Source organism: Streptococcus parapneumoniae (assembly GCF_037076355.1).
Lineage (GTDB): Bacteria > Bacillota > Bacilli > Lactobacillales > Streptococcaceae > Streptococcus > Streptococcus parapneumoniae.
The window spans coordinates 1044637-1071441 of the sequence record NZ_AP026968.1 but is presented as its reverse complement, the minus strand read 5'-3'; the positions used below and the strand labels follow the sequence as shown (position 1 = coordinate 1071441).

Sequence of the window (26805 nt, the reverse complement as noted above, 5' to 3'; positions counted from 1 at the left end):
CAACAACCAGTTTTTTCATTTTTAAGCTAATTACTTACTGTTTTTCTTCTGAAAGAAAAGTGATACTATAGCTAAGATAGCAAAAGCTATACCAACATACCAGTAGGGTTGTTCTAGGGTCGTTGAACGACCTGATAGATTGACGATTCCGCGAAAAAGCATACCAGTTGTTAGAACAGCTACTGACGAGTTCCATAAGTTTAGACTGATTCGCCCTAAGTTTGGAATGATTTTCAACAGTAATGCCAGAATGACGCCCCCTACTAGGGGGACTATAAAAAGATAGTGCATATGAAGGGAGGTTTCCCCAAAACTGAAAGACTCATAGATACGGCTAAATACTAAAAAGAAAATAGTAAGAATGCTATATCCGACTAGCGTCTTTTGGAGGCGTTTGTTTTTATTTTTAGTAACCGATGTAGACAATATCACTCACCGCCCTTTCTGATATTTTGCTTCCACCTGTAGTCGGTTTATTGATTACCTGACCATTAAAGTAGAGAGTTGAAGAACCTCCACCATCTAAGTTGTAGGCCGTCTTCACTCCGTAAGATTTCATCACTTCTGCCATCTGGTAAAGAGACAAGCCCTTGCTCTCCGAAGTACGACCATCTGAAACAACAATGATATAGTGGTTTTCATCGATAATTCCAATAGCTGTACGAGGATTTGAAGCCATAGCCTGACCAACTTCTGTATTGATACCGACAGAAATCTCACCATTTTCAACTAGAGACGGACCAAATGCCAGTAGATTAACTACACCATCTTGAACTAACTGGTCAGCTGAGATTTGGTTCTCGTAAATGATTTTAAAAGAGCCATCCTTGTAAATGGCAAGGTCACCATTACTGGCGTCTTCACGGACGCTATCCCGATAGACAACACCATTACGGATAACATAACCTGAGCTATTAGCTCCATAGTAGTCGCCATTGACAGCTAAAATAGCATTATTTTCAGCTGCTGTCACGGAGATTTTAGCTGTGACGTTGGTTCCATAAGAATTTTGAGCTAGGGCTGTTTTCAGATAATCTGCAGAGCTCAGAGTCACATCCGCCACATAGATTTGCGTATCATTCACCGTCTTTTCTGTTAGATTGACACTGATATTTCCATCTGAATAGTTAGTATCCGTTACTTGGGCATTTTTTGCTGCTTGGCTTGCTACTGCTGTGTTAAATGTCGAGTTAGTATTAGATACAGTGGAGATAGTCTCTGCTAGTACAAATGTCTTTAACATCGAATAGGTAATGGAACTTGTCAGAAGCAAGCTAAAGACCGAGGCGTATAGATAAGCTTTCTTAAAAAATTTCATACTGGATAACAAGTCCTTTCTTTGAAAATAAATCGTGTTTGAACAGTCCAAGATACCACAAAGAGAAGCATTCCTACAAAAATTTTAGCCATGAATAAATTGATTCCGAAATCTGTATTAAAAAGGCTAATTAGGAGAGTATCTAAGAAAAAGAGAACAACAGACAAGGTTAAATAACCTGCACCTGTTTTTAAATTACTTGCTTTATTTTTAAATACCAAGTTTTTATTAGTCGAAAAGTTGAAGATAGAGCTGGTCACACGAGCCAGCCCATTTGATAGGAGGAGGTGTAAACCTGATGGAATAAAGCTCAAGAAAAGAATCGAAAAAGCATAAACTAGATAATCCACGATAAAACTACTCAATGATGAAAGAGCGAATTTCAAAATGTTTTTGTAAATCATTAAACCATCTCGAATAGGTCGGAAGTGAGAAGCTTGATTGTCGTTTATATAGACTGTTTCAATAGGAACTTCCAAAATCGGATATTGCTTGCTGGCTTCCAATAGCATGTTCATTTCATACTCATAGCGTTGTCCTTCCACTTCCATCATAAAAGGAATCAAGTCTGTCGTGAAAGCACGAAGTCCTGTCTGTGTATCTGAAACTGCTACGCCTGTTTGGATTTTAAATAAGATACGTGTCAAGCTATTTCCAAAGCGACTACGCAAGGGAACCTTGCCAGTAAAAGCACGAACACCAAGAACCAAAGCGCTAGGGTTTTCGCTCGCCTTGTTACTAGTGCGGAGTATGTCCCAAATCTTGTGTTGACCATCCGCATCTGCTGTAACGATCGTTCCAGGCATCTTGAGGGATTGAATGTAAGCAAAAGCCGTTTTCAAAGCCTGACCCTTACCTTGATTGACCTGATGACGAAGTACAGTCCCATAGTTTTCAGCCTGAGCAAATATTTCTTTACATTCAGGAGAACTACCATCATCAATCACAATGATAGAAAAATCACCCTTCTTGTGAATTTTTTCAATCAGTGTTAGCAGATTAAAATCAGGTTGATAAGCTGGAATAACTAGATAATTCATAGCTGTACCTCTTTCTTTTTGTTTGTATAAGTATACGTTCACTTGCTTAAAAAATCCTTATAACTGCTTTTTTATAAAAATAAATTGATGATTTCTCAAAAATAGACCATAAAGAGAAAACTCCATAGAAATGATTTCTACAGAGTTAGAACAGTATCTTTATAATAAATCTCTACAACTTATCCTTTAATTTCTCCACAAAGAGATAGGCCGCTGGACAGGTCAAGGTATTCTTAATCGTCAGATGGTTGATTTGATGGATCTTTTTACGGTCCGTATGGGGAAATTCACGACAGGCCTTTGGACGAACATCATAGATAGAACAGAGATTATCTCCTCCTAAAAGTGGGGAAGGCATGGATTTAAAAACCTTGTCCCCATCTTCATCTACTTGCAAAAACTCTGCTTCAAAAGCAGGTAATTTCATTTTAAAATACTTGGCGATTCGTGTAATATCCGCTTCTTTAAAGTCAGGCCCCAAAGTCTTACAACAGTTAGCACATGCAGTACAATCAATCTCCGCAAAGACTTCTTGGTGAATCTGCTGGGCAATCTTGTCTAGGTTTTTAGGAGGTTTTTTCTTTAGATTGGCTAAAACTTTTCGATGCTCCTTCTGCTTTTGCAAGGCTAGCTGATGGTAATACTCAATATCAATTTCTTTAGACATGGTTTCTCTCTTATTCTATTTGTTTACCCTATTATATCATGCCTCTGACTCATTGAAAAGTGGAGTTTATTAGACTATACTTTCCCAAAATGCGTCAAAAAACCTTGCAACTAGGTTACAAGGTTAATGACATTAATCGAAATTAACGTATTCTTTTTGAAGTTCAAGAACTTCTTCCATTGTTGAACACTCTGTAAGGGCACGGTTAGCGTACTCTTCCATCTTAGCAGTGTCCAATTTCTTCATCAAGCTACGTGTACGAAGGACTGATGTTGCTGACATAGAGAACTCATCCAAGCCCATTCCGACAAGAAGTGGAACAGCTTTTTGGTCACCAGCCATCTCACCACACATACCAGCCCATTTACCTTCAGCGTGAGCTGCCTTGATAACGTTGTTGATCAAGCGAAGGATTGATGGGTTATATGGTTGATAAAGGTATGAAACTTGTTCGTTCATACGGTCTGCTGCCATTGTATATTGGATCAAGTCGTTTGTACCAATTGAGAAGAAGTCTACTTCTTTAGCAAATTGGTCTGCAAGCATAGCTGCTGCAGGAATTTCAATCATGATACCAACTTGGATATCATCCGCAACTGCAACACCTTCAGCAAGAAGGTTTGCTTTTTCTTCTTCATAAACTGCTTTAGCTGCACGGAATTCTTTCAAAAGGGCAACCATTGGGAACATGATACGCAATTGACCATGAACAGAAGCACGAAGAAGGGCACGGATCTGTGTACGGAACATTGCATCTCCAGTTTCAGAAATAGAGATACGAAGAGCACGGAATCCAAGGAATGGGTTCATTTCGTGTGGCATATCGAAGTAAGGAAGTTCCTTATCTCCACCAATATCCATTGTACGAACAACCACTGGTTTACCATTCATTCCCTCAAGAACAGCCTTGTATGCTTCATACTGCTCATCTTCAGTTGGGAAGTCTTGAGAATCCATGTACAAGAACTCTGTACGGTAAAGTCCAACAGCTTCTGCACCGTTGTTGTTAACACCTTCAACATCTTTTGGAGTACCGATGTTAGCAGCCAACTCGAAATGTTTACCGTCAGCAGTCACTGTTTGAGCATCTTTCAAAAGTGCCCATTCAGCTTTTTGTTTAGCATAAGCTTCACCAGCTGCTTTAAATTCTGCCGCTTGTTCATCTGTTGGGTTGATAATCACTTCACCAGTAATTCCGTTAACGGCAAGGATATCACCGTCTTTGACGATTTCAGTGATGTTATTTGTTCCCAATACAGCTGCAATTTCAAGTGTACGTGCCATGATAGCTGAGTGGCTTGTACGTCCACCGATGTTTGTTACAAAAGCTTTTACAAAGTTTTTGTCCAATTGAGCTGTATCAGATGGTGTCAAGTCATGCGCAATCACGATTACTTCTTCATTGATAGAAGCTGGGTTTGGCAATTTCTTACCAAGAAGGTTTGCCAAGACACGTTTTGTCACGTCGCGGATATCCGCTGCACGTTCTTGCATGTATGGGTTGTCTTCCATGCCTTCAAAGATAGTGATGAACATGTCAGTCACTTCCTTAAGACCTGCTTCTGCATTGACTTTCTTAGCACGGATTGTTTCTTTAATCTGACCAATCAATTCTGGGTCAGAAAGAACCATCAAATGAGCGTCAAAAACTTGAGCCGCTTCTTCACCAAGCGTACCTACAGCTTTCTCGCGGATAAGAGAAAGCTCGTTTTGAGAAGCTTCAAGAGCAACATCCAAACGAGCCTCTTCTGCGTTTGTATCTTCGACTGAAACAGTTTCGAATGACAAATCCGGTTGAACGAGTAGATATGCTTTTGCAACTGCAACACCGTCAGATGCTGCGATTCCTTTAAGCATTTCTGTCATTTCCCTTATGCCAATCCTTCTTTTTCCATTGTTTCTGAGATTGCAGCGATAGCGTCATCTGCATCTGCACCTTCAGCTGAGATAGTTACGTCAGCACCTTGGCCAACACCAAGACTCATAACACCCATAATTGATTTAAGGTTAACTGATTTACCTTTGTACTCAAGAGTGATATCTGAAGCAAATTTGCTAGCAGTTTGCACCAACAATGTTGCTGGACGTGCGTGAATACCTGTTTCTGCCACTACGTGGAAATCTTTAGAAGCCATAGTTTGACTCTCCTTTTGTTCTTTCTTTTTTTGAGTTATATGTGATAACCCTTACAATTTGGTATTATACCATCTTCTAGGATTTTTTTCAAGCATTTTCTGGATTTTCCTTCAATTTCCTTTCAGATAACTTGCTGAAAATCTTCTATCCTAGATAACAAAACACAGGATATAGTTTCTTTAAAAACGATTTATAGGATAATCATTGCTGTTTTATAAAACAAACACTATATATTGTGTTTGTATATAAAAACAACAAAAGAACACCACTATATTTAGTTCAAATCGTTGACAAAAATTTATTTTCTGATATACTAAGATAGTATTAAATTTTGAAGAGGAGTTACACAATGGTAACCGTTTATTCTAAAAACAACTGTGTCCAATGTAAAATGACCAAGCGTTTCTTGGACAGTAATAATGTCTCTTATCGTGAAATCAATCTTGATGAGCAACCTGAGTACATCGATCAAGTTAAAGAGCTTGGTTTCAGCGCAGCTCCTGTTATCCAAACACCAACTGAAGTCTTTTCAGGTTTCCAACCAGGAAAATTGAAACAATTAGCATAAGCTTAGTACATCATCCAGAAGAAACTGCTTCTAGGGCTAACTTAGAAGCCTTTCTTTTGTAATTAGATAAGGGAAATTTTATGGGATTAAAACATCTTGAAGACGTGACTTACTTCCGTCTTAATAACGAAATCAACCGTCCTGTTAATGGACAAATCATGCTTCATAAAGATAAGGAAGCCTTGGATGCCTTCTTTAAAGAAAATGTGGTTCCAAACACTATGGTTTTTGATTCAATTAAAGATAAAATCAACTACCTCATTGAACACAACTACATCGAAACAGCCTTTATCAAGAAATACCGTCCAGAATTTTTGGAAGAATTGTCACAATTTATCAAAGATCAAAACTTCCAATTCAAGTCTTTCATGGCTGCTTATAAATTTTACAATCAATATGCCTTGAAGACTAATGACGGTGAATACTATCTTGAAAGTATGGAAGACCGTGTCTTCTTTAACGCTCTTTATTTTGCTGATGGGAATGAAGCTATTGCCATCGATATTGCCAATGAAATCATCCACCAACGCTACCAACCTGCTACTCCTTCCTTCTTAAATGCTGGACGTGCTCGTCGTGGAGAGTTGGTATCTTGTTTCTTGATCCAAGTCACTGATGATATGAACTCTATCGGACGTTCAATCAACTCTGCCCTTCAACTTTCACGTATCGGTGGTGGTGTGGGAATTACCCTCAGCAACCTTCGTGAAGCTGGTGCACCTATCAAAGGCTATGAAGGAGCAGCTTCTGGAGTCGTTCCAGTTATGAAACTCTTCGAAGACAGCTTCTCTTACTCCAACCAATTGGGTCAACGTCAAGGTGCTGGGGTGGTTTACCTCAATGTCTTTCACCCAGACATCATCGCCTTCCTTTCAACTAAGAAAGAAAACGCCGATGAAAAAGTTCGTGTCAAGACCCTTTCACTTGGTGTCGTTGTACCAGATAAATTCTACGAATTGGCTCGTAAAAATGAAGAAATGTACCTCTTCAGCCCTTACTCTGTAGAAAAAGAATACGGTGTGCCATTCAACTACATCGATATTACTGAAAAATACGATGAACTAGTTGCAAATCCAAATATTCGCAAGACAAAAATCAAGGCGCGTGATTTGGAAACTGAAATCTCCAAATTGCAACAAGAGTCTGGCTATCCTTATGTCGTCAACATTGATACGGCTAACCGTGCAAATCCTGTTGATGGAAAGATTATCATGAGTAACTTGTGTTCTGAGATTCTTCAAGTCCAAGAACCAAGCTTGATCAACGATGCTCAAGAATTCCTTCAAATGGGAACAGATGTTTCATGTAACCTTGGTTCAACCAACGTGGTCAACATGATGACCTCACCTGACTTTGGTCGTTCTATCCGTGCTATGGTTCGTGCCCTTACTTTCGTTACAGATAGTTCACACATCGTGGCTGTACCTACGATTGACTATGGAAATAGCCAAGCTCATACTTTTGGTCTTGGTGCTATGGGACTTCACAGCTACCTTGCCCAACAATTGATTGAATATGGATCGCCTGAGTCTATTGAGTTTACAAGTATCTACTTTATGCTTATGAACTACTGGACCTTGGTTGAGTCAAACAATATCGCGCGTGAACGTGGTATTACCTTCCATAACTTTGAAAAATCAGACTATGCTAAGGGAAGCTACTTTGATAAGTATATAACTGGCGAGTTTGTTCCAAAATCAGACCGTGTTAAAGAACTCTTCAAAGATGTCTTTATCCCTAGTGCTGCTGACTGGGCTGAACTTCGCGACAAGGTTCAAGCAGATGGTCTTTACCACCAAAACCGTCTAGCTGTTGCTCCAAATGGTTCGATCAGTTACATCAATGACGTTTCTGCTTCTATCCACCCGATTACGCAACGTATCGAAGAACGTCAAGAAAAGAAAATCGGGAAAATCTACTACCCTGCTGCTGGATTGTCAACAGAAACCATTCCTTACTACACTTCTGCTTACGACATGGATATGCGTAAAGTGATTGATGTTTACGCTGCTGCGACTGAGCACGTGGACCAAGGACTTTCACTCACACTCTTCATGCGTAGTGACATTCCAAAAGGTCTTTACGAATGGAAGAAGGAAAATAAGCAAACGACACGTGACTTGTCTATCCTTCGTAACTATGCCTTTAACAAAGGTATCAAGTCTATCTACTACGTCCGTACCTTTACTGATGATGGTGGAGAAGTCGGTGCCAACCAGTGTGAAAGCTGTGTAATTTAGTTTCTAGTATAGAAACACTATTTTTCCCTAAGCAGCACTGATAAAATCAAATCCACTATGTCATAACATAATTTATGTAACATTTTAAAAGTCGGGCTTCCGACTTTTTGTGCGAAACTACTCTAGGATTATGATAAAATAGAGATAATTGTGAGTTCGCAATACTAAACACAGAAAGAGATTTCAAATGGAAACTTACTACAAAGCCATTAACTGGAATGCCATCGAAGATGTCATCGATAAATCAACTTGGGAAAAACTGACGGAGCAATTCTGGCTCGATACACGTATTCCCTTGTCAAATGACTTGGATGACTGGAGAAAACTATCTAACAAAGAGAAAGACTTGGTCGGAAAAGTTTTTGGTGGTTTAACCCTTCTTGATACCATGCAATCTGAAACTGGGGTTGAAGCCCTTCGCGCAGACATCCGTACACCACATGAGGAAGCTGTTTTCAATAACATCCAATTTATGGAATCTGTCCACGCAAAATCTTATTCATCAATCTTTTCTACCTTGAATACTAAGGCTGAGATTGAAGAAATTTTCGAATGGACCAATACCAATCCTTACCTACAAAAGAAGGCTGAGATTGTCAACGAAATCTACCTCAACGGTAGCCCACTTGAAAAGAAAGTTGCCAGTGTCTTCCTCGAAACCTTCCTCTTCTATTCAGGTTTCTTCACTCCCCTCTACTATCTTGGTAACAACAAACTTGCCAACGTTGCAGAAATTATTAAATTGATTATTCGTGATGAGTCTGTTCACGGAACTTACATTGGTTACAAATTCCAACTTGGTTTCAATGAATTGCCTGAAGAAGAGCAAGAAAAACTCAAAGAATGGATGTACGACCTACTCTATACTCTTTATGAAAATGAAGAAGGCTACACAGAAAGCCTCTATGACGGTGTTGGTTGGACGGAAGAAGTCAAAACCTTCCTTCGCTACAATGCTAACAAGGCTCTCATGAATCTAGGCCAAGATCCACTCTTCCCAGATTCAGCTGATGATGTCAACCCAATCGTTATGAACGGTATTTCAACAGGAACTTCCAACCACGACTTCTTCTCTCAAGTCGGAAATGGTTACCTTCTTGGTGAAGTTGAAGCCATGCAAGATGATGACTACAACTACGGTTTGGACTAATACTCTTAACCATCAAAAAGTAAACTTGAAACAACAAAATAATAATCTAATAAAATATCGAAGTTTTGAAAACAAACCTCGATATTTTTGTTTTTGTTTTATTTTGTTGTTTTTGTATTTGAATGATGAGCTAGTTTATGGTAAGATAGTAGTAGGAAACGAGGTGATAATATGCTCAAACAAGAAAAATTAGCCAAAATTTTAGAGATAGTAAATAGTAAAGGAACCATAACGGTTAAACAGATTATGGACGAAATAGCCGTTTCAGATATGACTGCAAGGCGCTATTTACAGGAATTAGCTGATAAAGATTTGCTGATTCGTGTGCATGGTGGAGCTGAAAAACTTCGAACCAACTCCCTTTTGACTAATGAGCGATCAAATATTGAAAAACAAGCCCTCCAAACGGCAGAAAAACAAGAAATAGCCCGTTTTGCAGGCAGTCTAGTAGAAGAAAGAGAAACTATTTTTATTGGACCAGGAACAACATTAGAATTTTTTGCGCGTGAGTTGCCTATTGACAATATCCGCGTCGTGACCAACAGTCTACCTGTTTTTCTGATTTTAAGCGAACGAAAATTAACAGATTTGATTTTAATAGGTGGAAATTATCGCGAAATTACAGGTGCTTTTGTTGGCACATTGACCCTACAAAATCTCTCTAATCTCCAATTTTCTAAAGCTTTCGTTAGCTGTAATGGTATTCAAAACGGAGCTCTAGCTACTTTTAGCGAGGAAGAGGGAGAGGCTCAACGCATCGCTTTAAATAATTCTAATAAAAAATATTTACTCGCAGATCATAGTAAGTTCAATAAGTTTGATTTTTATACTTTTTATAATGTATCAAATCTTGATACTATTGTTTCAGATTCTAAACTAAGTGATTCAATCCTTTTTGAGCTATCTAAACATATTAAAGTTATCAAGCCTTAATAAACTGAAAGATTCTGGGTAACAACTCAATTTCAGAAGTAAATCTTCCCATAATAAAACGCATAGTATCAAGTTTTTTCAACACCTGATATTATGCGTTTTTCTGTATCAAAGACTTTTTCCCAATTGCTTTATCTGCCACCTCAAAGCGATTCATTGAGAAACCTGCGACTTGCTTTCTAGTTTAAAGTTGCTCTTTGATTTTCATTGAGTATAAGCAACGTGATTAGATAAGAGTTTTGCAGAGTACTAGATATAAGATTTAACTTTTTTGGAAATTGGTTACGATTGTTGAAACGGCATAAAATCTGAATCAAAGGAGATATTATCCCATTCTTCAGGATTGATAAAATTTAAAAACAGATTTTTAAATTCTTCCAGCTCATAATCTGAATGACAAATCCATTCTTTACCAGTCGAGACATACCATTTTCCGAAACTTTTCAATTCTTCATTCGTCAAACACGGTATTTGAGAACATTTGTCGAAATTTATAATATAAACTTTTTCATAAATAGATTTGATAAAATCTTTGAACATCTTTTGCCTCACTAAAATTCTATATCTAATGACTCATTCTACTACTCAATTACTTGAGTTTCCGCTACTTTCTTGTACCAGTGAGCTGATTTCTTAGGATAACGTTCTTGAGTTTCAAAGTCTACATAGAAGAGACCATAACGTTTTTCATAACCGTTAGACCATGAGAAGACATCCATTAATGACCAAATGAAGTAACCTTTTACATTCGCTCCATCTGCAATCGCATCAGATAATACTTCCAAGTGTTGCTTCACGTAATCAATACGACCATCATCGTAAACAGTGTTATCAACGAACTCATCTTTATATCCAAGACCATTTTCAGTGATGTAAATCTTCTTGTAGTTCGGATAATCTTTCTTCACGCGCATGATTTGGTCATACAAACCTTGAGGGTAGATAATCCAATCCCAGTCCGTACGTGGTACATAATCAGGAGCTACACGACGACCAACACCTTTGATTTGGTATTTAGAGCTTCCTTTTTCACCTTTACCATTATGGATGATTTCAGTTTCTCCATCAAAGGCTTCCATCCAGTCGCTCATATAGTAGTTAATTCCTAGGAAGTCATTCAAGTCTTTTGCGGCTTCTAATACTTCGAAATCTTCTTCACGAAGATCTAAGCTACCACCATTGGCAGCCAAGATAGCCTCTACCCCTGCCAGAGTCTTTTCAGAGTAGTGACCCAGATAAGTTGCATCCAAGATAAATTTGTTATGGATAATGTCCTCCAACTCTGCCGCAATAACATCTGCAGGATTTTCAGGATCCAAAGGATACTTAGTTGGCAGAGCATGAACAACTCCAATTTCACCTTTATAGCCTTTCTCTTTGTACAATTTTACCGCGCGTGCATGAGACACTATCATATTGTGATGCGATTGGAAAACTTTGGCAAGGTCGTACTGAATACCTGGAGGGAATTTACCAACCAAGTATTGACCATCACCAATTGGTCCAATTTCATTGAATGTTGTCCAATAGTTTACTTCTGGAAATTCTTCAAAACAGAAGGCGGCGTAATCTACAAAGTGTTCGATATTTTCACGGTTTAAGAAGTCTCCATTTGAGTGGAGAGCTTCTGGCGTGTCGAAGTGATGAAGAGTTACAAAGGGCTCAACATGACGTTTGTGACACTCTGCAAATAAATTGTGATAAAACTCGACACCTTTCTGATTTACTTGACCGTAACCGGTTGGGAAAATACGTGACCAAGCAATAGAAATTCGAATACCATTGACACCATACTCTTCTGCTAGCTTGAGGTCAACTGGGTATCGATTGTAAAAATCACTGGCTGGTTCTGCAGTGTACCAGTAGTTATCTTCAAGATATTTATCCCACGCTACTGGTCCTTTACCATCAGTATGTGTAGCACCTTCTGCTTGATAGGCAGCTGTTGCGCCACCAAAAATAAAGTCTTTTGGTAATGTTTTTGTCATTTTTTTCACCTATTTCTTGATTTAAATAAAGTAAAAGTGAGAGGAGAGGAGTCAGTGAGCCATCCTTCTCCATCTCACTTCTTGTACCAAGTCACCGAATTGTGACATGAGGAGGTAAAAACGATATCTTTTTACCGACGAATTAACAAGGCGATTAGGAAATTCGCCATAGCGATTTCCGTAACGAGAGGAAACTATTTCAGAGTCCCTATTATTAATCGAATTGTGACATGAGGAGGTAAAAACGATGTCTTTTTACCGACAAATTAACAAGGAGATTAGGAAATTCGCCATAGCGATTTCCGTAACGAGAGGAGACTGTTTCACAGTTCCTAGCCTTAATCGAATTGCGCTTGTACGAATGCAAGAGCACCTTTTCCATCACGAGTTAATTTGATGTATTGAGCGCCCTCTGTTTTCGCAAGTTTAATACCGAGTTTATCAGTTTCTGCTTTCATATCTTCAAAGTTTGAAGCAACTTGAGGAGCAAGGATAACTAAATCAAACTCTGGCAACATTTCACGGTGAGCACCATATCCACCTGCTGCTGCTTTCACAGGAACATTGTATTCTGCTGCTGCCTTGTTCAAAGCATTTGCAAGAAGTCCACTTGTGCCTCCACCTGCACAGAGAACGAGGACATTTGTTTCTTCAGTGATAGTATTTTGTGTTGCTTCTACACCCGCTTTTTCAAGAATAGCATCTGCTTTTGCAGTGTTGAAGTTTGCAGCAACTTTTTCTTTCAATTCATCATTAGACTTACCTGAACGTTCTTCTTCAAGAATTTGTTCGTCATAAACTTTAAGGAATGGATAGTAAATGACAACGTCAACCACGATTAGAAGAGCAGCAAGAATGAATGATAGAACTTGGAAGTTAGTACCAAGAACTAGACCTAGTGGAGCTGGAGTTGTCCATGGTAGATTAGCAGTAAATGAGTTCATTCCAAGAGTTTCAATAAAGAATTTAAAGATCCAAACGTTTGCGATAGGAGCAAAAATAAATGGAATGAAGAAAATCGGGTTCAATACAAGCGGTGCACCAAACAAGATTGGTTCATTTACACCAAAGAATGTTGGAACTACTGAAGCACGTCCGATTGCACGATTACGTTTTGATTTTGTTAACCACATGAACATGAAAGGAACAACTAGTGTCGCACCTGTACCACCCATGGTAACGATAAACATTTGTGTACCAGAAGTAAGAATCTTGTCTGCATGCATCCCTTGTTGGAGAAGGTTCAAGTTGACTTCGGCATTGGCATAGGTAATAGCTGCGATAGCTGGTTCAACGATAGATGGACCATGGATACCAACAAACCAGAAGAAGGCAAAGGCACCAAAGATAATGGTAATACCAAGATAGCCATCAGCTGCAGAGAATAATGGTGCAAAGAATTTACCGATTGATTCTGCCACACTTGCACCAACAAACTGACGTGCTAATAAGTCAAGAGCATAAAGAGAAACAACAGATAGAGTGAATGGAATCACATCTTTAAAGACTTGTGAAATATTTGGTGGAACTTCGTCAGGCATTCGAATAGTGACACTGTTCTTAACACAAACCTTATAGATTGCTACGGTAACAAAGGCAGCAAGGAAGGCTGAAAGCAAACCTTTTGTCCCCAAGAATCCAGTAGCTAGGCCATTTTCGATGGGATCAGCTGCCAACATCAACAAACCAACAATTGCTGCCAACAATGTTGACATATAGTTGATTTGATTGGTTTTCTCCATGCTACGGTTTACTGAGTCGGTCAATGACTTAGCTGTTGTACCAGCTACCAAGAGAGCCAGAATACCCATAGAATAACTATAAGGTTTCATCAGAAAGGCTACAACTTCATCAGACCATTTAAAGCCCCATGAGTTTGGTACAAAGGCAATCAAGATAAAGATACTTGAGAAGAGAATAACAGGCATACCTGCAATGAAACCATCACGAATAGCACGAAGATAGATATTACGAGATAATTTCTCAAAGAAAGGTTTTCCTTTCTCGATAAATGCAATTAGTTTATTCATTATTTAACTCCTCTCTTATAAAGTTCGATTAAGTGGTGCATCAAATCTTTTAACAAGACAGTTGTCATCAAGTGATCTTGGCCATGCATCATGGTCACACTATAGGCTAAGTCCTCACCAGAAGCTTCCTTAGTCAATAGACTTGTTTGAGCGTGGTGAGCTTCAGCAATACAGCTGCCAGCTTCCTCAACTAGGTTATCGGCTTTTGCAAAATCACCAGCTTCAGCAGCCTTCAAGGCTTCCAATAGTTTTGAACGAGCGTCGCCAGCATAGGCTACGATTTCAAAACCTAACAATGTTACTTCTTCTCTATTCATGATAGAATTCTCCTTATATAGTTTTAAATAAATTTTTATGACAATAAACGTTGGATATGTAGAACTAGATAAACTCGTTCACTTTTATACAAATCAAGACCCGTATGTTGCGTAATCACATCATAGATCTTGGAACCAATCTCGAAGGCTTTTGGGTAGGATTGTTTGATATGGTCTTCCATATCCAGAAGCGATTGGTTATCATCTCTAGATCTGTCTAAATAATCCAAGAAATAATTCAGATGAATCATAAAGCGATCATAGAAATGGGTATTCTCTTTGGTTCGTTGAATTGCATATTCCTTTAGAACTTCCTCAACATTCCTGAGAATTTCTTTCCTCTTATCAATCGACTCCACAAGTTCCACTTCATTTTCACCTTCGGCATTGATGAAATGATAAGCAATCCGAATAATTTCGTCCTTAGGAAAATGATCTGCTAGCTTCTGACGGTAAATTTCAAAAGCTTCATTTGCAATTTGAAAAGCGACAGGATACTTAGCAGAAATATCTGGCAGATTACTATCCTTGTACCTTCCTTGTGCTAGAGCTTGGTAAGAACAGTAAATATGATCTGTCAAGGTTACATAGAGATACTCTTGAATCGGATAATGATATTTCTTGGAAAGCTTATCAATAATCTCATAAGTCACTGTGATAAAATCAAGCGGAACATCTTTGAGGAGAGCCATAAAGTTTTCTCTGGACTCTTCGGTCTTCATCCGAAAGATTTTCTCAACCTGATTTTCAGCAATCAAATCTCCCTTCTTCTTTCCAAATGCAATCCCCTTACCAATTACAATCACCTCTTCTCCCTTATCATTTCTGACAAGCGAGACATTGTGATTCATTGGATTTAGAATTCGATACATGTCAACCTCCTTTTATATCTTAAAGGTATATGAGTACAAAAAATGACCACAAATGAACTAGAAAATCATCCGATTCCTAATTCACCTGTGATCATGCCTAATATTACTTAGTAACACTCACCTTGTATTAACTTGTGATTTAAGTATAGCACAAGTAAGTTATTTTGTAAACCTTTACATACAACTTTTTTTAAAAATTTTTTAGTTTCATGTTCCTAACCTAGGAGGACTTTCTTACACGCGTTCTTTCCATGAAGTCGCTGTTGTTTGAAGAACTTTGTTGAGTTCGTCAATATTTTCAAATCCAGTTGTGCGAAGCCATTCGCGAGCTGCTGCTTCACCATCTTTGATGTATGCTTCAACTGATCCAGCCCATGTTGCACGGCCACAAAGAACTCCGTTAAAGTTTGCACCTGATTCATGGGCAAATACAAGAGTATCTTGGAAGAGTTTAGCTGATACACCAGCACTCAAGTAGATGTATGGCAAGTTCGTTGCTTCATCTTGTGCTTTGAAGAAGGCTGCTGCTTCTTCACGTGTATAAACCACTTCACCTTCAGCGAAGCCTTCAACATATTTAATGTTAACAGGAACTTCTACTTTCAATACATCAATGTTAAAGCGTGGGTCGGAGAAGACTTTCATAGCACCAATAACTTTGTGTGGTTTTACTTTCGCGTATTCTACAGAACCTGCGTCAGCAATTTTTTCATCGTAAGCAAGAATTTCAAGGAAGAATGGAATATCTTCAGCCACACACTCAGAACCGATACGTTCGATGTAAGCTTGTTTTTCTTGGTTGAGTTCGTCTGAGCTATCTACATCATAGTAAAGCAAGAATTTAACTGCATCTGCACCTTCTTCTTTGATACGTTTTGCAGACCAAACATCCAAGCAGTCTGGCAAGCGTTTTGTGCTTGTTGTGTCATAACCTGTTTTTTCATAAGCAAGAAGGAGACCAGCTTTTTCATCAAGAGCTTTAGTTGCTGGAAGTCCATACTCAGGGTCAAGAAGCATAGATGAAGCGTATTTAGTCAATTCATCTGCTACCAAAACTTTAAGTTCTTCCATTTGAGCTACAGTTGGTTCTTCTGTTTGGTGTTGAGCCATGAGGCGTTTCAACGCACCACGTTGGTCAAATGCAAGAGCTGAGATGATACCATTTTCATCAGAAAGTTTTTCTAAGCGTGCACGTTTTTGTTCTGTTAAAGCCATTTTATACCTCTTTTACTATTATTTGATCATATAGAGCTTGATAGTTGGCCATGTTGACATGACCTGTCATTTTTTCTTGAGCATTGAGCATACCAAGGACATTTGCCTTGATGAGTAATGCTGCATCTGATTCTTTATGAAGTAGTCCTGAAGAAATTCCTGCCACAGTAGAATCTCCAGATCCAACAGGATTGACTACCTGGATTCTAGGAATATCCACCTTGTAGAAAGTGTCCCCATGTTTGGCAAAGGCACCGTTAGCACCAAGTGAAACGATAATCCATTCAATTCCTGCAAACAAAGGTTCTTGAAGTACTTCTTTTAATTCATCCAAATCCTCAGAAACTTCTCTTCCTAGAAGCTGAGACAGTTCCTCATTATTTGGTTTGATGACTGTTGGTTTATGTGGTGATTCAAGAACCGCCTGAAGTGCTGCACCAGAGCAGTCCAAAACAACAGGCTTGCCAGCTTGATTAGCAAGTTCTACCAAGCTCGCATAGTAATCAACTGGAAGGCCAGCTGGCAGACTACCTGAGATAGCTACTACTTCAACTGACTCCAAGAGTTTTTTGAAATGTTCCAAAAAGTCTTGACCTTCCTGTTCCAATACTTCAGGACCTTTTTCAAGAACTTCTGTTTGGTTGTCTCCATGGAGAATAGCGATACAGTTACGAGTTTCCCCCTGAATTGAGAAGAAATCTTTTTTTACTTGATTATCAATATTTTCAACTAAAAACTCACCGAGTTTGCCACCCACTAAACCAGTAGCAAGAACAGAATCCCCAAATTCTGAAAGTACTCGGGTAACATTGAGTCCCTTACCACCAGCCGTTTTGGTTACATCTACCACACGATTGACAGTATCAATCTTCAACTCATCCAAGGGATAGGAAATATCAATGGATGGGTTCATTGTGACTGTTAAAATCATAAGTCACCTCTTAGTCGTGGTATTCTCCACGATCCCATTTTTCAAGGAATTCAGTGAAGAAGTTTGCGTCTGTTTGTTGAGCATTGTGACTTTCAAGGTGTTCAATTTTCGCAATCAATTTTTTGTTTTCTTCAGATGGTTTGTATTCAGCATGGATGAAAGCTTCGATGATATCGCACATGAGCAATTCACCAGTAATCTTACCACCAAAACCGATAACGTTAGCGTTCAATTGTTCTTTAGCATAAAGGGCTGTTGTCATATCACGAACCAAGGCAGAACGGACACCTGGAACTTTATTTACAGCGTTGTTGATACCAACACCAGTACCACAGATACATACTCCAAGATCAGCTTGACCACTAGTTACAGCTTCCCCTACTTTTTTACCAAAGATTGGGTAGTGAGTACGTGTATGGTCATATGTACCAAAGTCAATGACTTCATATCCTTTTGATTTCAAAAATTCTGAAACCGCCATTTTTTCATCTGTTACGATGTGGTCACATCCAATTGCAATTCTCATTAGTTATTCCCTCCGATTAATTATATAAATCTCATATCATTTATCCTTGCTCAAGAAAAATCAAGATTAGCTTAGGAAGCGAGCTGCAAGCATAACTGAGGTTAGCTAAAGTGAGCTGACGACAGATTATCTTGATTTTTGAAGAGTATTAGCACATTTTGTTCAACATATCGACCCGAATTTGGTGACGACCACCGTCGTATTTACCGTTAACAAATCCTTTAGCGATGTTTTTAGCCAATTCATCACCGACAAGTTGTGCACCCATAGTAATCATACGTGAGTTGTTGTGGCCACGAGTCATATAAGCTGAACGTTCATCAGAAACTTCTGCAGCAACCATTCCTTTGATTTTTGTTGCGACCATAAATGGACCAGCTCCATAAGCATCAATCACGATACCAAGGTTTTGTTCTTCTTTGTTTACTTCTGCAGCAACAGCGAGAGTCACATCAACAAAGTCTTGACCTTCAGCTGTAACATCCACAACGTGGAAATTTTCTTTTTCCAAGAAGTCTTTCACAACTTCTTTCAATCTCAAACCTGCAGCATCTGCACCGATAACAATAGACATATTGTATACTCCTTTTTATTTTTTCTATGCTGGATTCCAGCAGTGTATTGGCTGTCTTTAAAAAACAGTCAATTAGTCCTCACAAACATAATATACTACTATTGTTTGAAAAAGTCAACAGTTTGTGTTTGTTTTTGTTATTTATTTTTTACTTTTTTATAAAACTTCTATCTCAAACCCTAATTCTTCAACCTGATTGGCTTCTAAGAGACGAACATTCTTCTTATCTTCTAAATGATCTCCTTCTTCAAGGGATGTTGACAAGCCAGACCATGGTTCAAAGGCAATGAAAGGTCCCTTGTTCAAAGTTGACCAGATGATGAGGTTTGGAAACTCTGCAAAGTGCACTTTCAATCCCTTATCATGTTTACGGGAACGAAGGGCAATTGTTCGAGATTGCAATTCATCCAAAGTCACTGCATCTGTGCTGAAAAGATCATAACTAAGATCGATTTCTTTTTGACCCTCTAGCCATGGACTTCTATCTTGAAAATCCAGCATCCCTGTTTCTGGGAAAGGACGTGGAACAGAGCCAGTCTCTTCTTTCTCAAACTCTAAATAGTAATCTTCATAGACTTCATCATCCAGTAGAGGACAATTAAATCCTGGATGGCCACCAATAAAGTAAGGCATGACCTTGCTAGTTTCTTTATTAAATATTTTGTATTGAGTCCGTACTGTTTTTCCAGTAAGGCTATAAGTGATTTCTAGGCGGAAATGATAAGGATAGTTCTGATAGCTATCTTCATCGTCTTCAATTGCAAAAGTTACACTCTTGTCTGTCTGTTCAACTAATTCAAATTCTTTCTTACGAACCAAACCATGACGAGGAATCTTTCCTTTACTTTCTTGCCCCTTCTCATCTATATAGAGGGCTGTATCCTCTCTCAAAGAACCACAAATGGGGAAGAGAACAGGAGCTTGTCCACTCCAATAAGTGGGATCCCCTTGCCACAAATACTCAAGTCCCTCGGCATCTTTTATAGAAGAAAGAGCTCCACCAAAACTGTTAAATTGAACTCTTAATTGTTCTGATTTTAATTCAATTACCATTATTTTCTCCGATTTCTTGATAGTTTATAAAAAACTAGGCTGTCACTCCTAAAAGGTATGACAACCTAGTTTCAACAATTTACACTTTATAGGAGCGCATTATTTTGCTTTTGCTGCGTACTCTTCGTTACGTTTGATCATTTGTTTTCTGTACCAAGCAAAGATACCGATATAGAATACAAGGAAGACTACAGCACCAAGGATTGCTTTGATATCACCAGTTGTAGTGTTACCAATTGTCCAACCGAGAAGTTTTTCGATTGGTCCTTCAAGAGTAGAGTGAGTAATCAATTGAGTTTCACTCACACCTGCTGGAAAGGCACCTACACCTTTAGCAAGTTCTGTTGCAAATGGTGCTATAAGTGTACCTGAAAGAAGGAAAAGTGGCAACAAGAGTGTTCCGAAAATAATCATACGGAGCAATTTACCACGTGTTACAACCAAGAGAGCTGGAGTAACACCCATTGCGATGATACCTGCAAGTGGCAAGATACCATTTCCGACTTTTGAAAGAAGCACAGCTTCAATCAACATGATTGGTGCAAGTACGTTGGCACAAGCCCAGATTTCAGCACGACCAGCGATGAATGGCCAGTCAAGACCGATGTTGAATTTACGTCCTTGAAGACGTTTAGTAGCAACGTTTGTAATACCTTGTGAAAGTGGTTCTACGGCTGCGATGAACCATGAACCGATAAGTGAGAAGAGTTCCAAAGATACACCGGCAGTCAAACCAAGAGACAACCATCCTCTGATAACAAGACGCCATTTATCTGCATCTTCAACCCCTGCAATTGGATGTGGAGTTCCCATAATACCGATAACGATACCAAGGATGAAACCGATAAAGAATTTAGAACCCCAGAAACCGATTTTCTTGTTCAATTTTGCGGCGTCAAAGTCGTATTTATCAAGACCTGGGAAGAATTTTTCAAAAATCTTATCCAAAACCATGATAACTGGGTTCATCATGTAGTTCATGTGAGTTGATGTCATTGGTGATGAACTTGGAGCGTTAAGAAGGTCATCAAATGTAGGTTTCATCAAGTCAGAGTTGATAATTTTCAACACACCAACAAGGACGATAGCTGCTGTAGCAATAAAGAGTGAAACCCCTTGACTCACACCGTTGTTATCTGCATACCATTTAATCAAAAGACCTGTGATAGACAAGTGCCAGATATCGAAGATATCAACGTCAAGTGTATCTGTTTTCTTCATAGCAAGCATCACTATGTTGACAATCAACATGATGAGCAAGAAGTAAAGTGTCCAAGCAGATCCCCAAGTGATTGTTGCAAGTGGTGCCCAACCAACGTCAGTGATACTCAATTGGATACCAGTGTTTTCAACGAATTTTGCTAGTGATGCTGAGAAAGCAGTGTTTAGCATACCGATGATGGCACCGATACCTGTAAGAGCGATGGCAAGTTTGATACCACCTTCAAGCGCTTTGGAGAATTTCACTCCAAAAAGTAAAGCCAATACTGTCAAAATGATTAACATGATGACAGGTCCACCCATATCTAAGATGGGGGTGAAAAAGCCTTTGATTAGGTCAAAGATTGCATCCATAACAGTTCCTCCCTTTTTTATGTTATATGAATGTTAACAAATTAAAATTAGCTTAACCCGTGTTCTTTAATGGCTGCTTCAATATTGTCAAATACTGGAGCACTCATAGCTGGGATACGGAATAAGATTGGTCCAGCTTCGATAACTGGAATACCTGGGTCAAAACCAAGGTCTGTCGCAGCAATTGGCGTGAAGATGTCATAACCTTTGATAAGGTCTTCGTTAACGTCTTTGACCATGACTGCATCACAGTGCACATCGTAACCACGGTTTGAAAGTTCTTCTTCAAGAGCACTTTTAATTTGGTGGCTTGAGTTAACACCTGCACCGCAGGCAGCAAGAATTTTAATCATATGGATCTCCTCCGATTTAATATTTTTAATAGACAAGATTAAGCGATTGCTTCAGCGATATAAGCATAGAGGGCTTCTGGTTCAGAAATTTTTGATAGGTCTTCAAGATGGCCATTTCCTGTGAAGAAGTCCATCAACTGAGCAAGAATGTTAGTTTGACTTGAGCTTGAGTTGTTAATAATAAAGAAGAGCAAGGATACTTCTACTTCCTTATCTGGCGCAATCATATTGTGGAAAGTCACCGGTTTCTCTAATCGAACGACCACAACTTTTTCAGCCAGATTATGAACAATATCTGTGTGAGGAATAGCTACATTCGGCAAATCCTTACCTAAAAATTCCATATCTAAGCCAGTTGGAAATGACTTTTCACGCGTAATCAAGGCTTCACGATAGGTCGGAGTTACGATTTCTCGTTCTTCCAATAAAGTTGCAACCTGATCAAAGAGATGTTCTTGATTATCCGCTTCTAAGCAAAACACAAGGTTTTTGTCAAAGAAATAATCTAATCCCATAAGGTTTTCCCTTCTTTCCATTAACTTTATGCCATAAGTATAACACTATATGAAATCGTTGTCAATAGTTTTCTGTTGATTTTTGTCTCTTTTTTTATATTTTTGTTGTATTTATAGTTTGTTATATAAAAATAAACACACAAACAAATACTACCAGCATTTTTTCTGTTCTAATACTCAATGAAAATCAAAGAGCAAACTAGGAAGCTAGCCGCAGGTTGCTCAAAACATGGTTTTGAGATTGTAGATAAGACTGACGAAGTCAGCTCAAAACATGCTTTTGAGGTTGTAGATAAGACTGACGAAGTCAGCTCAAAACATGCTTTTGAGGTTGTAGATAAGACTGACGAAGTCAGTTATCATATCTACAGCAAGGTGACGCTGACGTGGTTTGAAGAGATTTTCGAAGAGTATAAAAACTAAAAAAGCAGGCCATTAAAGCCTGCTTTACTATTGATTCTTATATAAATTTCCTGTGAACAAGGAAAGGCATTTCTGATAACTTATTCTTCATCCATGCTCAAGACGCTGAGGAAGGCTTCTTGAGGAACTTCTACTGATCCGATGGCTTTCATACGCTTCTTACCAGCTTTTTGTTTTTCAAGGAGTTTACGCTTACGAGAAACGTCACCACCATAACATTTAGCAAGTACGTTCTTACGAAGGGCCTTGATATCAGTACGAGCCACAATCTTGTGTCCAATAGCTGCTTGAATTGGCACCTCAAATTGTTGGCGAGGGATAATTTTCTTGAGCTTATCAACGATGAGTTTCCCACGCTCGTAGGCAAAGTCCTTGTGAACGATAAAGCTGAGGGCATCCACCTTGTCTCCATTGAGAAGGATGTCCATTTTGACCAGCTTAGATGGGCGATATTCTGACAATTCGTAGTCAAAACTTGCATAACCACGTGTCGAAGACTTGAGTTTATCAAAGAAGTCGAAGACGATTTCAGCAAGTGGAATTTGATAGATAACATTGACACGGTTATCATCAATATAGTCCATAGTCACAAAGTCCCCACGCTTACGCTGAGCCAGCTCCATTACTGCTCCGACGAACTCCTGTGGTACCATGATTTGCGCCTTAACATAAGGTTCCTCAATGGTCGCAATCTTAGTTGGGTCTGGGAACTCAGATGGGTTAGACACATCCATAGACTCACCGTCGGTCAAATTAACCTTATAGATAACGGATGGAGCTGTCATGATGAGATCGATGTTGAACTCACGCTCCAAACGTTCTTGGATTACATCCATATGGAGAAGTCCAAGAAATCCACAACGGAAACCAAATCCAAGTGCCTGCGATGTTTCTGGTTCAAACTGAAGACTGGCATCATTCAGTTGCAATTTTTCAAGGGCTTCACGCAGGTCATTGTACTTGTTTGATTCGATTGGGTAAAGACCCGCAAAAACCATAGGATTCATCTGCTTGTAACCATGTAATGGCTCTGCCGCAGGATTGGTTGCCAAGGTAACGGTATCACCCACACGGGTATCCTGAACCGTCTTAATAGAAGCCGCAATATAACCAACATCACCAGTCGCAAGGAAATCACGACCAACTGCTTTCGGTGTAAAAATACCGACTTCGGTCACATCAAAGGTCTTGCCATTACTCATAAGCTGAATCTTATCACCAGGTTTGACCACTCCGTCCATGACACGCACTTGGAGAATAACCCCACGGTAAGCATCGTAAACTGAGTCAAAAATCAAGGCCTTAAGTGGCGCCGTCACATCACCTGTTGGAGCTGGCACTTTTTCTACGATTTGCTCGAGAATTTCTTCGATACCAATACCAGCCTTGGCAGATGCTAAGACTGCTTCACTGGCATCCAAACCAATGACATCTTCAATCTCTGTACGCACGCGCTCAGGGTATGCAGCTGGTAGGTCAATTTTGTTAATGACTGGCATGATTTCCAAATCATTATCCAAGGCCAGATAAACATTGGCAAGGGTTTGAGCCTCAATCCCTTGGGCAGCATCGACCACCAAAATAGCACCCTCACAGGCAGCTAGTGAACGTGAAACTTCATAGGTAAAGTCTACGTGTCCTGGTGTGTCAATCAAGTGGAAAATATAAGTTTCCCCATCTTTTGCAGTGTAATTCAGCTCAATGGCATTCAACTTAATGGTAATCCCACGTTCCCGTTCTAGATCCATGCTATCCAAAAGCTGGGCCTGCATTTCACGACTGGAAACTGTCTCTGTCTTTTCCAAAATGCGGTCTGCTAGAGTTGATTTCCCGTGGTCAATATGGGCAATAATAGAGAAGTTACGGATCTTCTCCTGTCGTTTTTTCAATTCTTCTAAGTTCATGATTCTCTTCCTTTCAGGGTATCTATTTATTATAAATTGTTTTTGACATTTTGACAAGACCATACCCTGCTAGGAGTACTAATCTTCAGCGACAAAGCCGTCATTTTCGATAAAGTGGTGTTCTGTCATTCCTTGGTCTGTAAAGACAATTCCGTGAAGGACACCACCATAGACAGCTCCTCCGTCCATCCCAATCTTACCATCTTCTGTAGTCCAAAGCTCAGCTGTACCTCGCTCTTGCTTTAACAAACCATAAACTGGTGTGTGACCAAAGACAATGGTTTTTCCAGTATGATTTTCGGCTTCGTGGAATGGTTTTCTAAGCCATACTTTCTTGTAATCTGTAGTTTCATGCCAGTCATCCAAGGTCAAATCAATACCAGCATGTACAAAGATATACTTGTCTGTCTCTACTACAAATGGCATTTGACGAATAAATTTGACCAAGTCTGCCGCTTCAGTAGCAACACGCTTGGCATCCTCAACTCCATCAACTGGTGCATCCAAGGGACGACCTAGTATAGAGTTAATGGTTGTATCTCCACCATTACGACGATAGTGGTCATAACTTTCTTCTGGGTCATCTAGCCATGTCAAAAACATATACTCGTGGTTTCCTGACAAACAGATAGCACCTTGATTGTCCACCAAGTCCTTGACCATTTCAAGAACACGGCGACTATCCTCACCTCTGTCAATCAAATCCCCTAGAAAGAGCAACTGGGTCTGACCATCCCAGATTTTGAGAAGGTCTTCCAGCATCCCAGCTTTTCCGTGAACATCTCCAATTACATAATAGTCTGTCATCTTATTTCTCCCTGTTTCTCAACAATTCTCTGGCTTGCGTCAGGGCTGCTTCCGTCACATCATCACCTGCCAACATCTTGGCAACTTCCTCCACTCGCTCTTCAACCGTCAAAAGACGAACAGTCGAAACTGTTGAATGGTCATTGCTAATCTTCTCAATAAAGAATTGATAATCCGCAATCGCAATCACTTGTGGCAAGTGGGAAATTGCTAGAACCTGACCATGTTGACCAATCTTGTGAATCTTCTGTGCAATAGCCTGAGCTACACGGCCTGAAACTCCCGTATCCACCTCATCAAAGACAATACTGGTCTTGCCTTCTTTACGTGAAAAAGCAGACTTGATAGCTAGCATGAGACGAGACAATTCTCCGCCAGATGCAACCTTAACCAAAGGTTTAAAGTCTTCTCCAGGATTGGTTGAAATGTAAAATTCGACCATTTCATTGCCCTCACGACTGAATTTACCCTTGCTAAAACGAACTTGAAACTGGGCTTTTTCCATATACAGATCCTGTAGTTCTTGTTTAATCTCTGCTTCTAGCTGCTGAGCCAAGTCATGACGAGCAGAGGCAAGCTGACCTGCTAAGTCGACAAGATTGACTTCTAACTTCTTAAGCTCTGCTTCCATGTCTTCAGAAGAAAGGTTGTTGCCTGTCAAAAGATTGTATTCTTCCGTAATCTTGGCAAAATAAAGCAAGACATCGTCTACAGTCCCACCATACTTGCGGGTAATAGTATGAAGGAGATCCAAACGATTCTCAACCTGCATGAGACGATTGCCGTCAAAATCAAGGTCCTCAATAATAGCTTCCAGACGCTTGCTAATATCTTCTAAGACATAGTAGGTCTCAGACAGAGAGCTTGAAATTTCACGGTATTCAGGGTCATACTCTTCGACACTTTCCATGTCATTCATGGCTGAACGAACATTGGCCAGACTTGAAAAGTCTTCATTGTCCAACATACTGTAGGCATTGGTCAACGTATCAGCAATGTTTTTATGGTTGAGGAGTTTCTCTCGCTCTTGGTTGAGAGCCAAGTCTTCACCTGCTTGTAAGTTTGCTGCCTCAATCTCTGCCATTTGAAATTCCAACATTTCGATACGTGCCTTATGTTCCTGTTGGTTTTTCTTGACTTCCAGAACCTGCTTACGCATTTTACGGTAGGCATCAAAACTCGTTTGATAGGTTTCTTTCAAGTCCCAAAAAGCTGCATCGCCAAATTCATCCAACATTTGAATATGAAGTTGAGGGCGCATTAACTCTTCTTGGTCATGCTGACCATGTATATCCACCAGATGTTGCCCAATAGCACGCAAAACAGACAGATTGACCATCTGGCCATTCACACGGCTGATACTCCTACCATTTTGCAAGATTTCCCGACGGATGATGATTTCATCACCCAATTCCAAACCTTGCTCATCAAAAATTTCCTGTAAAAGGCGACTATTCTCAACTGAGAAAAGCCCCTCTATCTCTGCCTTTGGCGCACCATGACGAATAACATCTGTCGTCGCACGAGCTCCCAACATCATATTCATGGCATCAATGATAATCGACTTCCCTGCACCCGTTTCACCAGTCAGGACAGTCATCCCCTTTTCAAAATTGAGGGAAATAGCCTCAATAATGGCAAAGTTTTTTATCGAAATTTCAAGTAACATA

General features: G+C 39.5%; 27 protein-coding genes. 5 read left to right on the top strand and 22 right to left on the bottom strand.

Annotation, left to right across the window (positions count from 1 at the left end; translation table 11 throughout):
* Nucleotides 1–30: 30 nt before the first annotated feature.
* The 6 genes from SP4011_RS05500 to SP4011_RS05475 all read right to left on the bottom strand — a co-directional run bounded on the left by SP4011_RS05500 (nt 31) and on the right by SP4011_RS05475 (nt 5160).
* Nucleotides 31–426 carry a hypothetical protein gene (locus SP4011_RS05500; RefSeq protein ID WP_225203980.1) on the bottom strand — a complete coding sequence of 132 codons (396 nt, stop codon included), beginning with the start codon at nt 424–426 and terminating at the stop codon, nt 31–33.
* Complete coding sequence (locus SP4011_RS05495) at nt 407–1318, bottom strand: phosphodiester glycosidase family protein (protein WP_338620264.1); 912 nt, start codon at nt 1316–1318, stop codon at nt 407–409. Before SP4011_RS05495 ends, SP4011_RS05500 begins: the two co-directional genes overlap by 20 nt.
* Entirely contained in the window at nt 1315–2358 is a 1044-nt protein-coding gene (locus SP4011_RS05490) for a bifunctional glycosyltransferase family 2/GtrA family protein (protein ID WP_338620263.1), read from the bottom strand. The genes SP4011_RS05495 and SP4011_RS05490 overlap by 4 nt, the downstream gene beginning before the upstream one ends.
* Nucleotides 2359–2530: 172 nt before the next feature.
* Complete coding sequence (locus SP4011_RS05485; RefSeq protein WP_338620262.1) at nt 2531–3025, bottom strand: YkgJ family cysteine cluster protein; 495 nt, start codon at nt 3023–3025, stop codon at nt 2531–2533.
* A 132-nt stretch (nt 3026–3157) separates the two neighbouring features.
* Nucleotides 3158–4891 carry a phosphoenolpyruvate--protein phosphotransferase gene (gene ptsP, locus SP4011_RS05480; RefSeq protein WP_338620261.1) on the bottom strand — a complete coding sequence of 578 codons (1734 nt, stop codon included), beginning with the start codon at nt 4889–4891 and terminating at the stop codon, nt 3158–3160.
* A gap of 5 nt (nt 4892–4896) precedes the next feature.
* Nucleotides 4897–5160, bottom strand: a complete 264-nt coding sequence (locus SP4011_RS05475; RefSeq protein WP_000146947.1) for a phosphocarrier protein HPr — start codon at nt 5158–5160, stop codon at nt 4897–4899.
* Between the two features lie 350 nt (nt 5161–5510).
* Between SP4011_RS05475 and nrdH the strand changes: the two genes are divergently transcribed.
* The 4 genes from nrdH (at nt 5511) to SP4011_RS05455 (ending at nt 10052) form a co-directional block, all read left to right on the top strand.
* Nucleotides 5511–5729 carry a glutaredoxin-like protein NrdH gene (nrdH, locus tag SP4011_RS05470; protein ID WP_000259247.1) on the top strand — a complete coding sequence of 73 codons (219 nt, stop codon included), beginning with the start codon at nt 5511–5513 and terminating at the stop codon, nt 5727–5729.
* Between the two features lie 80 nt (nt 5730–5809).
* Nucleotides 5810–7969, top strand: a complete 2160-nt coding sequence (gene nrdE, locus SP4011_RS05465) for a class 1b ribonucleoside-diphosphate reductase subunit alpha (protein ID WP_338620256.1) — start codon at nt 5810–5812, stop codon at nt 7967–7969.
* Nucleotides 7970–8156: 187 nt separating this feature from the next.
* Entirely contained in the window at nt 8157–9119 is a 963-nt protein-coding gene (nrdF, locus tag SP4011_RS05460) for a class 1b ribonucleoside-diphosphate reductase subunit beta (RefSeq protein ID WP_100104525.1), read from the top strand.
* 171 nt (nt 9120–9290) lie between these two features.
* The gene (locus SP4011_RS05455) at nt 9291–10052 is read left to right on the top strand and encodes a DeoR/GlpR family DNA-binding transcription regulator (protein WP_338620254.1); all 762 of its coding nucleotides are present in this window, start codon (nt 9291–9293) and stop codon (nt 10050–10052) included.
* Between the two features lie 282 nt (nt 10053–10334).
* On the opposite strand, the gene SP4011_RS05450 is transcribed toward SP4011_RS05455, so the two are convergent.
* The 13 genes from SP4011_RS05450 to SP4011_RS05390 all read right to left on the bottom strand — a co-directional run bounded on the left by SP4011_RS05450 (nt 10335) and on the right by SP4011_RS05390 (nt 22001).
* Nucleotides 10335–10592, bottom strand: a complete 258-nt coding sequence (locus tag SP4011_RS05450) for a DUF3884 family protein (RefSeq protein ID WP_338620252.1) — start codon at nt 10590–10592, stop codon at nt 10335–10337.
* A gap of 41 nt (nt 10593–10633) precedes the next feature.
* Nucleotides 10634–12040, bottom strand: a complete 1407-nt coding sequence (lacG, locus tag SP4011_RS05445; RefSeq protein WP_338620251.1) for a 6-phospho-beta-galactosidase — start codon at nt 12038–12040, stop codon at nt 10634–10636.
* 338 nt (nt 12041–12378) lie between these two features.
* The gene (locus SP4011_RS05440; RefSeq protein WP_338620249.1) at nt 12379–14070 is read right to left on the bottom strand and encodes a lactose-specific PTS transporter subunit EIIC; all 1692 of its coding nucleotides are present in this window, start codon (nt 14068–14070) and stop codon (nt 12379–12381) included.
* Entirely contained in the window at nt 14070–14387 is a 318-nt protein-coding gene (locus SP4011_RS05435; RefSeq protein WP_338620247.1) for a PTS lactose/cellobiose transporter subunit IIA, read from the bottom strand. The genes SP4011_RS05440 and SP4011_RS05435 overlap by 1 nt, the downstream gene beginning before the upstream one ends.
* A gap of 35 nt (nt 14388–14422) precedes the next feature.
* Nucleotides 14423–15259 carry a transcription antiterminator gene (locus SP4011_RS05430; protein ID WP_338620245.1) on the bottom strand — a complete coding sequence of 279 codons (837 nt, stop codon included), beginning with the start codon at nt 15257–15259 and terminating at the stop codon, nt 14423–14425.
* Nucleotides 15260–15493: 234 nt separating this feature from the next.
* Nucleotides 15494–16474, bottom strand: a complete 981-nt coding sequence (lacD, locus tag SP4011_RS05425; RefSeq protein ID WP_001229114.1) for a tagatose-bisphosphate aldolase — start codon at nt 16472–16474, stop codon at nt 15494–15496.
* 1 nt (nt 16475) lies between these two features.
* Nucleotides 16476–17405: a tagatose-6-phosphate kinase gene (locus SP4011_RS05420; protein ID WP_338620243.1), complete on the bottom strand. Its 930-nt coding sequence runs from the start codon at nt 17403–17405 to the stop codon at nt 16476–16478.
* Between the two features lie 10 nt (nt 17406–17415).
* Nucleotides 17416–17931 carry a galactose-6-phosphate isomerase subunit LacB gene (gene lacB, locus SP4011_RS05415; protein WP_001216910.1) on the bottom strand — a complete coding sequence of 172 codons (516 nt, stop codon included), beginning with the start codon at nt 17929–17931 and terminating at the stop codon, nt 17416–17418.
* A gap of 148 nt (nt 17932–18079) precedes the next feature.
* A complete protein-coding gene (gene lacA / locus SP4011_RS05410; RefSeq protein WP_000029277.1) occupies nt 18080–18505 on the bottom strand; it encodes a galactose-6-phosphate isomerase subunit LacA in 426 nt (141 codons plus the stop codon).
* A gap of 156 nt (nt 18506–18661) precedes the next feature.
* Complete coding sequence (locus SP4011_RS05405) at nt 18662–19558, bottom strand: aldose 1-epimerase family protein (protein ID WP_338620238.1); 897 nt, start codon at nt 19556–19558, stop codon at nt 18662–18664.
* A 99-nt stretch (nt 19559–19657) separates the two neighbouring features.
* Entirely contained in the window at nt 19658–21133 is a 1476-nt protein-coding gene (locus SP4011_RS05400; RefSeq protein WP_164226240.1) for a PTS transporter subunit IIC, read from the bottom strand.
* Nucleotides 21134–21180: 47 nt separating this feature from the next.
* A complete protein-coding gene (locus SP4011_RS05395) occupies nt 21181–21486 on the bottom strand; it encodes a PTS sugar transporter subunit IIB (protein WP_000590549.1) in 306 nt (101 codons plus the stop codon).
* Nucleotides 21487–21524: 38 nt separating this feature from the next.
* On the bottom strand, nt 21525–22001 hold the full coding sequence (locus tag SP4011_RS05390; protein WP_000522067.1) for a PTS sugar transporter subunit IIA: 477 nt from the start codon (nt 21999–22001) through the stop codon (nt 21525–21527).
* 180 nt (nt 22002–22181) lie between these two features.
* Here SP4011_RS05390 and SP4011_RS05385 point away from each other — a divergent pair, with 180 nt between their 5' ends.
* Nucleotides 22182–22424 carry a hypothetical protein gene (locus tag SP4011_RS05385; protein ID WP_338620235.1) on the top strand — a complete coding sequence of 81 codons (243 nt, stop codon included), beginning with the start codon at nt 22182–22184 and terminating at the stop codon, nt 22422–22424.
* 80 nt (nt 22425–22504) lie between these two features.
* Here the strand turns inward: SP4011_RS05385 and lepA are convergent, their stop codons facing one another.
* The 3 genes from lepA to recN form a co-directional block, all read right to left on the bottom strand.
* The gene (gene lepA / locus SP4011_RS05380; protein WP_338620233.1) at nt 22505–24328 is read right to left on the bottom strand and encodes a translation elongation factor 4; all 1824 of its coding nucleotides are present in this window, start codon (nt 24326–24328) and stop codon (nt 22505–22507) included.
* 78 nt (nt 24329–24406) lie between these two features.
* Entirely contained in the window at nt 24407–25135 is a 729-nt protein-coding gene (locus SP4011_RS05375) for a metallophosphoesterase family protein (protein ID WP_338620231.1), read from the bottom strand.
* A gap of 1 nt (nt 25136) precedes the next feature.
* Complete coding sequence (gene recN, locus SP4011_RS05370; protein ID WP_338620229.1) at nt 25137–26804, bottom strand: DNA repair protein RecN; 1668 nt, start codon at nt 26802–26804, stop codon at nt 25137–25139.
* Between the last annotated feature and the right edge of the window lies 1 nt (nt 26805).

Excerpts from the sequence above, each read along its gene's own strand:
- SP4011_RS05495 (WP_338620264.1), bottom strand. The coding sequence starts at position 1,318 with ATGAAATTTTTTAAGAAAGCTTATCTATACGCCTCGGTCTTTAGCTTG.
- SP4011_RS05490 (WP_338620263.1), bottom strand. The coding sequence starts at position 2,358 with ATGAATTATCTAGTTATTCCAGCTTATCAACCTGATTTTAATCTGCTA.
- SP4011_RS05485 (WP_338620262.1), bottom strand. The coding sequence starts at position 3,025 with ATGTCTAAAGAAATTGATATTGAGTATTACCATCAGCTAGCCTTGCAA.
- ptsP (WP_338620261.1), bottom strand. The coding sequence starts at position 4,891 with ATGACAGAAATGCTTAAAGGAATCGCAGCATCTGACGGTGTTGCAGTT.
- SP4011_RS05475 (WP_000146947.1), bottom strand. The coding sequence starts at position 5,160 with ATGGCTTCTAAAGATTTCCACGTAGTGGCAGAAACAGGTATTCACGCA.
- nrdH (WP_000259247.1), top strand. The coding sequence starts at position 5,511 with ATGGTAACCGTTTATTCTAAAAACAACTGTGTCCAATGTAAAATGACC.
- nrdE (WP_338620256.1), top strand. The coding sequence starts at position 5,810 with ATGGGATTAAAACATCTTGAAGACGTGACTTACTTCCGTCTTAATAAC.
- nrdF (WP_100104525.1), top strand. The coding sequence starts at position 8,157 with ATGGAAACTTACTACAAAGCCATTAACTGGAATGCCATCGAAGATGTC.
- SP4011_RS05455 (WP_338620254.1), top strand. The coding sequence starts at position 9,291 with ATGCTCAAACAAGAAAAATTAGCCAAAATTTTAGAGATAGTAAATAGT.
- SP4011_RS05450 (WP_338620252.1), bottom strand. The coding sequence starts at position 10,592 with ATGTTCAAAGATTTTATCAAATCTATTTATGAAAAAGTTTATATTATA.
- lacG (WP_338620251.1), bottom strand. The coding sequence starts at position 12,040 with ATGACAAAAACATTACCAAAAGACTTTATTTTTGGTGGCGCAACAGCT.
- SP4011_RS05440 (WP_338620249.1), bottom strand. The coding sequence starts at position 14,070 with ATGAATAAACTAATTGCATTTATCGAGAAAGGAAAACCTTTCTTTGAG.
- SP4011_RS05435 (WP_338620247.1), bottom strand. The coding sequence starts at position 14,387 with ATGAATAGAGAAGAAGTAACATTGTTAGGTTTTGAAATCGTAGCCTAT.
- SP4011_RS05430 (WP_338620245.1), bottom strand. The coding sequence starts at position 15,259 with ATGTATCGAATTCTAAATCCAATGAATCACAATGTCTCGCTTGTCAGA.
- lacD (WP_001229114.1), bottom strand. The coding sequence starts at position 16,474 with ATGGCTTTAACAGAACAAAAACGTGCACGCTTAGAAAAACTTTCTGAT.
- SP4011_RS05420 (WP_338620243.1), bottom strand. The coding sequence starts at position 17,405 with ATGATTTTAACAGTCACAATGAACCCATCCATTGATATTTCCTATCCC.
- lacB (WP_001216910.1), bottom strand. The coding sequence starts at position 17,931 with ATGAGAATTGCAATTGGATGTGACCACATCGTAACAGATGAAAAAATG.
- lacA (WP_000029277.1), bottom strand. The coding sequence starts at position 18,505 with ATGTCTATTGTTATCGGTGCAGATGCTGCAGGTTTGAGATTGAAAGAA.
- SP4011_RS05405 (WP_338620238.1), bottom strand. The coding sequence starts at position 19,558 with ATGGTAATTGAATTAAAATCAGAACAATTAAGAGTTCAATTTAACAGT.
- SP4011_RS05400 (WP_164226240.1), bottom strand. The coding sequence starts at position 21,133 with ATGGATGCAATCTTTGACCTAATCAAAGGCTTTTTCACCCCCATCTTA.
- SP4011_RS05395 (WP_000590549.1), bottom strand. The coding sequence starts at position 21,486 with ATGATTAAAATTCTTGCTGCCTGCGGTGCAGGTGTTAACTCAAGCCAC.
- SP4011_RS05390 (WP_000522067.1), bottom strand. The coding sequence starts at position 22,001 with ATGGGATTAGATTATTTCTTTGACAAAAACCTTGTGTTTTGCTTAGAA.
- SP4011_RS05385 (WP_338620235.1), top strand. The coding sequence starts at position 22,182 with ATGAAAATCAAAGAGCAAACTAGGAAGCTAGCCGCAGGTTGCTCAAAA.
- lepA (WP_338620233.1), bottom strand. The coding sequence starts at position 24,328 with ATGAACTTAGAAGAATTGAAAAAACGACAGGAGAAGATCCGTAACTTC.
- SP4011_RS05375 (WP_338620231.1), bottom strand. The coding sequence starts at position 25,135 with ATGACAGACTATTATGTAATTGGAGATGTTCACGGAAAAGCTGGGATG.
- recN (WP_338620229.1), bottom strand. The coding sequence starts at position 26,804 with ATGTTACTTGAAATTTCGATAAAAAACTTTGCCATTATTGAGGCTATT.